Origin of the sequence: uncultured Chitinophaga sp., from assembly GCF_937874145.1 — a bacterium.
In the GTDB taxonomy this organism is placed as follows: domain Bacteria; phylum Bacteroidota; class Bacteroidia; order Chitinophagales; family Chitinophagaceae; genus Chitinophaga.
In genome coordinates this window covers 1-7,604 of sequence record NZ_CALNBI010000360.1, presented here as the reverse complement: position 1 = coordinate 7,604, position 7,604 = coordinate 1, and the positions used below count along the sequence as shown (strand labels likewise).

Annotated in this window: 5 protein-coding genes; 4 read left to right on the top strand and 1 reads right to left on the bottom strand. The window is 56.9% G+C overall.

Going from position 1 to position 7,604, the window contains the following annotated elements:
- Together Q0510_RS17550 and Q0510_RS17545 are read left to right on the top strand one after the other, a co-directional pair.
- Nucleotides 1–1,832: M1 family metallopeptidase (locus Q0510_RS17550; RefSeq protein WP_298714811.1), on the top strand; the 1,832-nt coding region annotated here is incomplete at its 5' end.
- A 119-nt stretch (nt 1,833–1,951) separates the two neighbouring features.
- Entirely contained in the window at nt 1,952–2,560 is a 609-nt protein-coding gene (locus Q0510_RS17545) for an RNA polymerase sigma-70 factor (protein WP_298714810.1), read from the top strand.
- Between the two features lie 5 nt (nt 2,561–2,565).
- Here the strand turns inward: Q0510_RS17545 and Q0510_RS17540 are convergent, their stop codons facing one another.
- Nucleotides 2,566–3,615: an MBL fold metallo-hydrolase gene (locus Q0510_RS17540; protein ID WP_298714809.1), complete on the bottom strand. Its 1,050-nt coding sequence runs from the start codon at nt 3,613–3,615 to the stop codon at nt 2,566–2,568.
- 366 nt (nt 3,616–3,981) lie between these two features.
- Between Q0510_RS17540 and Q0510_RS17535 the strand changes: the two genes are divergently transcribed.
- Complete coding sequence (locus Q0510_RS17535) at nt 3,982–5,160, top strand: FecR family protein (protein ID WP_298714808.1); 1,179 nt, start codon at nt 3,982–3,984, stop codon at nt 5,158–5,160.
- Between the two features lie 164 nt (nt 5,161–5,324).
- The coding region (locus Q0510_RS17530) for a SusC/RagA family TonB-linked outer membrane protein (RefSeq protein WP_298714807.1) at nt 5,325–7,604 on the top strand (2,280 nt) is incomplete at its 3' end.

Genomic DNA, 7,604 nt, shown 5'->3' with positions numbered 1-7,604 from the left:
TGGCAGGGGCGCTCCTCGCCGCCGCCTGCCAATCCCCGGAAAGCCGGAAGGAAACCACGAACTCCGCCACTGCAAAGGACCTGCACACGCTGTCCAATGCAGACAGCATCCAGGTCAGCCACCTCGATCTCGATATCCGGGTCGACTTTGCCACGCACCGGATCGAAGGCTCCGCCGCCTGGCGCTTCGCCAATCCCCAATCCCTTTCCGTGCTGCGCCTCGATACCGACGGCCTTACGATCGACAGCGTTACCGCCAACGGCCGTACGGTGCCGCATACACTGGATTCCGCCGTGGCTTTCCTCGGCAGCCGGCTGAACATCCCCGTGGAGAAAGACGATTCGCTCGTGCGGATCTGGTATAAAACAGCGCCCGGAGCCACCGCCCTGCAATGGCTGGAGCCCGCGCAAACGCTCGGTAAAAAACAACCGTTCCTCTATACCCAGTCGGAGCCGACCTACGCACGCACCTGGATCCCCGGGCCCGACGGTCCCGGTATCCGCTTCACCTACGCCGCCCGCGTGAGCGTTCCCAAGGGCCTCGTGGCCCTGATGAGCGCCGAAAATCCGCGCCAGGCAAATGATAGCGGGGTGTATCACTTCCGCATGGACCAGCCCGTTCCCGCCTACCTCATGGCCCTCGCGGCCGGCGACGTAGCCTATCGCGCCATCGACGGGCGCACCGGTGTATACGCAGAGCCCGCCATGCTCGATAAAGCGCATAACGAATTCGCTGAAGTGGGAAAAATGGTGACAACGGCCGAAGGACTGTACGGTCCCTACCGCTGGGGCGTATACGACGTGCTGGTGCTGCCTCCCGGCTTCCCGCTGGGCGGCATGGAAAACCCCAGGCTGACGTTTGCCACGCCTACCATTATTGCGGGCGACCGCTCGCTGGTGTCGCTCATCGCGCATGAGCTGGCGCATAGCTGGAGCGGCAACCTGGTGACCAACGCCACCTGGGAGGACTTCTGGCTGAACGAAGGCTTTACCGTGTATTTCGAGCGCAGGATCATGGAAGCCATGATGGGCGCGGATTATGCGGATATGTTGTGGGAACTGGGGTACCAGGACCTGGAGGAAACCGTGGAAAGCATCGGAAAAGACAACCGCGATACCTGGCTGAAGCTCGATCTCAAAGGGCGCAGCGCGGAGGACGGGCTGACTGATATCGCGTATGAGAAAGGCGCGCATTTCCTGCGCAGGGTCGAGGAAACAGTGGGCCGCGACAAGATCGATACCTTCCTGTACCGGTATTTCAACGGGCATGCTTTCAAAACCATGTCTACCGAACAATTCCTGGAATATTTCAACAATGAGCTGCTGCAGGGCGACACCGCGCTGGCGGCGAAGATCCGCGTGAAAGAGTGGGTGTATGGACCGGGTATACCGGATAATTGTCCGCGTGTGCCGCAGGTGCGTTTTGAGAAAGTGGACGCGGAGCGGGAGAAGTTCCTGAAAGGGGAAATTGCTTTGCAAACCACAGGATGGACTTCCCACGAATGGCTGCATTTCCTCCGGAAGATGCCGAAGCCGTTGCAGCCAGCGCAGATGCAGCAATTGGACAAGGCCTTCGGTTTCACTGCCACCGGCAACAGCGAAGTGGCGAACCAGTGGTTCATCATGTCTGTAGCGGCGGGATATAAACCGGCATTTGCCAGTATGGATAAGTTCCTCAGTACGGTGGGGCGCCGCAAATTCCTCACGCCGTTGTATACGGAGATGATGAAATCGCCGGAGAACGCGGTGATGGCCCGTTCCATCTACGGAAAATACCGTGGCAATTACCATCCGCTGGCGCAGGAAACGCTGGACAAGATCATCACCAAGTAAATTTTTACGGATAGAACAAGGAAGGGCAGCCACAACGGTTGCCCTTTTCTTTGGGTAAAAACGCCGCTTTTTGGTATTTTTAAGGTTTGGAACCGGAACTAAACAACTGAGGGAGTTAATTGTCTGAAGACAGAAATACGGAAAAGGAATGGCTGGGCAAGGTAGCCCTGGGAGATCAGGATGCTTTCAGGGAGATATTTCAGCAGCATTACAAGGCGCTCTGCTATTATGCCGGAACGATCGTAGACGACTGGCAGGAGGCGGAAGACCTTATCCAGGAAGTATTTTCCCGACTCTGGGATAAAAGGCCCGAGTTCCCCAATGCCGCGGCGCTCCGGTCGTGGTTGTACGTATCCGTCCGCAACGCATGCCTCAATCATCTCAAATTAAAGGAACGGCAACAATCGCGCGATCGAGACTATGCCTATCTTGCCGGCGATACCCTTCCCGACCTGGGTGCTTTTGACCCGCGGCTCGCTGAAACGGAGATCATCGCCAGCCTCTACCGCGAGATCGACGAGCTCCCCGCCCAATGCCGGCGCATCTTCCGGATGAGCTACCTGGAGGGGAAAAAGAACGAGGAGATTGCCGGGGCGCTGTCCATTTCCTACAACACTGTCCGCACCCAGAAGCTGCGCGCCCTCAAACTGATCCGCGCCGGGCTGCTCAAGCGCAACCTCCTGCCCGTATTTTACGCCTGGCTGGCTTTCACCGGCCACATCCACTGAGGGTATTATCGAATGTTTTTCCACCATTGTGCAAATTGTTGGGAGTTATCGTTTAACCGAACGGTTTCGCCGATCATGGGCGTTGCCAGCCGGTAAGGTTTGTTTTCGGAGTAAGCGGTAATTTTTTCCAGGGGCTCGTACCAGGGATGCTGGGCGAGTGTGAACTTGGAATGATGGACCGTCAGCAGGTTGCGGGCCTGCAGCTCCTCCGTGGCTTTAGCTACTTCTTCCGGCAGTTCATGTACCGAGCGCCAGGCTTCGTTGTACTGGCCGCATTCCATGATGGCCCAGTCGGGCGCGCCGTATTGTTCGAAAATCTTCCTGAAACGTTCGTCGTAACCGCCGTCGCCGCTGTAATACACGCTCATATGCGGGGCGCGGAGGTAAAAGCTGAGCCAGAGGCTTTGCCCCCGCGTGAATCCACGTCCTGAATCGTGGTGGGTGGAGGCGGTGAAGAGCGTGAAACCGGGCTGGATCTCCAGCTGCTGGTCCCAGTCTTTTTCAATAATCTGTTCGGGTTGCTTCACCTTGTCTTTCAGCGCCACGGCCGTTTCATAATCCAGGTGGTCGTAATGGTCGTGTGACAGGAGCATGTAGTCGATCTCGGGGATATCCGCGGCCGTATAAATATCAGAGCCTTTGTAAGCGCGGACCCCGCCGGGCAGGGGCGAAGCTTTGCCGCTGAAGATCGGGTCGGCCAGGAAGCGGACGCCGCCGAGCTGGAGGTAGAAGGATGAGTGCCCGAACCAAACGATCATATCGCTGTCGCGCGGGGCGGCGAGGAGGTCGGTTTTAACGGAGGGCAGCGGGTTTACCGGCTCGCGGTCGGGGAAGCTGCGGAAGAGGGGTTTGTAGATTTCCCCGGTCATGGAGTACCCGGCGGTGATGATGGGCATTTCGACCCGGTTCCGGAAGCGCCCGTCTTTAAAATGCGGCGAACTTTGGATGGCGGCGAGGCGGGTGCCTTCGGGGAGCGCCCCGAACTGGGGGCGTTTCATAAAAATATAAGTGGTGATGCCCAGGAGGGCCACCAGTACGATCAGCACTATCATCATGCGTTTCAATATTTTAAATAATCTTTTCATGGGGAGTTGCGGATGGCCGTAATAGAACGGTTGTTTTTGAGGACGAATGAAGTTCCGGGATATTTTAACCGGAGAAGTAAAATCCTGACGCCGGGTATGAAGGAGGGTAATCCCATATCAACTGGTATCTTACCCTCATACAAAATAGCCCGCAGGTAGCTTATGAGTAGGATGGGTAGCTGACCCCTTCTTTTGCCTGGCTTTGCCGACCCCGGAACTTAGCGGCAGGGAACCATTTTTCAGGCCTGAAATAAAAAAGTTTCAAAAAAAACCTGGAAATCTTGTCATCGAAATAACAAACCCGTTGTTTCTATAGTAATCCATATAAAATAATTGATGTTGGACCCACAACTGATACAACGAGCCGCCGAATTGATCCTGAAGGAGCTTCGGGGCGAACTGAACGAGCCCGAGGCCCGGGAGCTGCAGGAATGGCTGGCCGCCGACCCGCAGCACCAGGACTTTTATAACCGCATGACCGACGCTCCGGCCCTGCAATCCCGGCTGGTGAAGTACGGGGCGCCGGACGAAAGCGCGGCCTGGCAACGGTTCGCTGAAAAACACTTTCCCGCCCCGGCGGAAACAGGTGAAGAGAAAGTGAAGCGCATGCCTTACCGCTGGTGGGCCGCCGCAGCCATAACCGTGGCCGCCGCGGCGGGGCTCTGGCTCTGGAAGCCGGGGCGGGAACCCCAAAAGACTGCCGCCGCCGTGCAGCAAACGATCCTGCCGGCTACCAGCAAGGCGGTGCTCACGCTCGCGGATGGCACCACCATCCCGCTGGACAGGGCAGGCAACCAGACCTTCGCGCAGCAGGGCGCCACGGCCTCCCAGCAAGGGGGATCGCTGGTGTACCAGCCGGGCGGCCAGGCAGGCGAGCTGCAATACAATACCCTCCGGACGCCGAGGGGCGGACAGTTCCGCATCTCGCTGGCCGACGGGTCGCAGGTATGGCTGAATGCCGGATCATCCCTGCGGTTCCCGCTGGCCTTCGGGCCGGGAGAACGGAAAGTGGAACTGACAGGCGAGGCATACTTCGATGTACGGCCGGATGCGGCGAAGCCTTTCAGGGTGGCCGTGGACGGAAAGGCGGAAGTGGCCGTGCTGGGAACGGAGTTTAACATCAACGCCTATACCGATGAACCGGTTATCCGCGCCACCCTGGTGAGCGGGTCTGTTGCGGTGACGGCGGGAGGCAAAACTGAGAAACTCCAGCCCGGCCAGCAGGCGGCCATTGCGGATGGGGCGCCGGTTGTGGAAACGCGGCCGGATATGGAAGAAGCCCTGGCCTGGAGGCACGAAGTGTTTTACTTCCGGAATGCGGGCGTCACCGCCGTGATGCGGCAATTACAGCGCTGGTACGACGTGGAGGTTGAATTCAGGGGGAAAGTGCCCGACCGCCGGTTCGACGGCGAGATTCAACGGAACCTGCCTTTGCAGGATGTGCTGGAAGGGCTGCGGGTATCAGGGATGACATTTACCATAGAAGGATCGAAAATCATCATACAACCATTATAAAAAAACAGAAACCGGAGGTGATTGGACCCACCCCCGGCGAATGTCAGGCATTTTAGCAAGGAATCGAATTACTATTAACCAGACAATGCAAATCTATGCAATTGACCGATCATGCCCGCCCCTGTTTTTTAAAGGGGCCGCGCTCAACCAAACTCAGACGTATCATGAGATTGACAGCATTTCTTATCCTGGCGGCCTGCCTGAACGTGTCGGCTTCCACCTATGCCCAGCATGTTTCCGTCAAACTGCGGAACGCCTCGCTGGAAGAAGTGTTCAGTGCCGTAAAGCGGCAAACGGGGTACCTGTTTTTTTATGACAGGGAGCTGTTGCGCAATGCAAGCAAGGTAACCATCCAGGCCAGCAACCAACCGTTGGAATCTTTCCTGCTGGAAGTTTTTAAAAACCAGCCGCTGGATTACTCCGTGAAGGACAAGACGATTTTCATCAAACCCAAAACACAAACCGCTGCTGCTCCTTCCGCCAAAGAAGCCAGACAGGAGGTAACGGGCACCATAACCGGGACCGACGGCACCCCGCTGCCCGGGGTCACCATCCGCATCAAGGGCTCCCAGATCGGGACGGCCACGGATGTGGACGGTAAATTCAAACTGAACGCCGAACCCGGCGATGTGCTGGTGATCAGCTACATCGGCTACGAAGCGCAGGAAGTGACCGTAGGCGCCGGCGCGCTCAGCATCCGCCTCAAACCGAATATCAGCGCGCTCGACGAAGCGGTGGTGATCGGCTATGGCTCCGCCGTGCGCAAGAGCCTCACCGGTTCCGTGTCTTCCGTTAGAAGCAAAGACCTTTCCACCAGTCCTGTTACCGACCCGCTCGCCGCCATGCAGGGCCGCGTTCCCGGGTTGTTCATCACTTCCAACAGCGGCCTGCCCGGCACTACGTTCAACGTGACCCTCCGCGGCCAGAACTCGCTGCTGCAGGCCAACGGTCCGCTGTATGTGATCGACGGGGTGCCTTATTTGGATGCGCCGATGAACACGAGCATTCCTGTAGCGGGCGGTAACCAAAGCCCGCTCGCGGCGATCAATCCGGCCGATATCGAAAGGATCGACGTGTTGAAGGACGCGGATGCTACCGCGATATACGGTTCGCGCGCAGCCAATGGCGTAGTAATGATCACCACCAAAAAAGGGAAGACCGGCAAAATGAGGATCAACGCCAATGTATATAGCGGCGGCAGCAAGGTGGTAAACCGCATGCCGATGCTCAGCACATCCGAATTCCTCGAAATGCGCAAAGAAGCATTTGCCAGTGACGTCCTCATCGATCCCAGGATCGTGCCCAACACCGAAAATGCGCCGGACCTCCTTACCTGGAGCCAGACGGATAATAACGACTGGCAGAAACGCCTGATAGGCAACACTGCAAAACAAACGGAAGCGCAGCTATCCATCTCCGGCGGTAATGCGCAAACCCGCTACATGGCAAGCGGCACCTGGAGAAAAGAAGGCACCGTACTGCCCAACGATCTCGCATATAACCGCGGAACCGGCCATTTCAGCCTCGACCATAACAGTAAAAACAATCGTTTCGGATTCAGGGCTTCTGCCAGCTACAGCGGGGAGAAAAACAATTCCCTGTCCAGCGATATGTCTTATGTATACAATCTCGCGCCTAACTATCCAGAGTTCGATGGCAATGGTAATTATTACTGGTTCGCCAACGACCAGAATCCCATTGCTCCGCTGGGTCGCGGATACGAATCCAAAACCCGTAACCTGCTGACGAATGGAGAGATCCGTTACAGGATCATCGACGGATTGACCGCGAAGGTAACAGGCGGTTATACGCATAACACGATGGATCAGCAGTCGCTTGTCCCGAATAAAACCCTCAACCCGGTAACTTCTACCGGCAGCCAGGCCAGCTATGGAGAAATGAAAGCGCATTCCTGGATCGTTGAACCGCAGCTTGAATATAAGCGTACCATCGCGAAAGGTGAGCTTACCGTGATGGCCGGCGCCAGCTGGCAGGAGAATGTGCGCGACGGTCAACGTACCGACGCAAGTAAGTTCTCGAGCGATGATTTCCTGCATATTCCCGATTCCGCATCTGTTCGCAATACCAACCTCACCTATTATATGTACCGCTACAACTCAGTGTTCGGTCGCGTTACATATAACTGGGAAGGCAAGTATATCGTGAATGCGAGCTTCCGCCGCGACGGTTCCACCCGCTTCGGTCCGGATAACCGCTGGGGTAATTTCGGCGCCGTAGGCGCGGCATGGGTATTTTCCGACGAAAACTGGATGAAGCAGTTCACCTGGCTCACACATGGTAAGCTCCGCGGCAGCTACGGTTCCGTGGGCAGCGATAATATCGGTTACTACGATTATCTTGCCAGCTGGGCATCTTCCAACAGCGCATATGGGTACGATGGCAGCAACGGCCTTGTTCCCGCACGTATCGCCAACCCGCTGTAT

Bases quoted from the DNA above. Each gene is read 5' to 3' on its own strand.
- Q0510_RS17535 (WP_298714808.1), top strand. From the start codon at position 3,982: ATGTTGGACCCACAACTGATACAACGAGCCGCCGAATTGATCCTGAAG.
- Q0510_RS17540 (WP_298714809.1), bottom strand. From the start codon at position 3,615: ATGATGATAGTGCTGATCGTACTGGTGGCCCTCCTGGGCATCACCACT.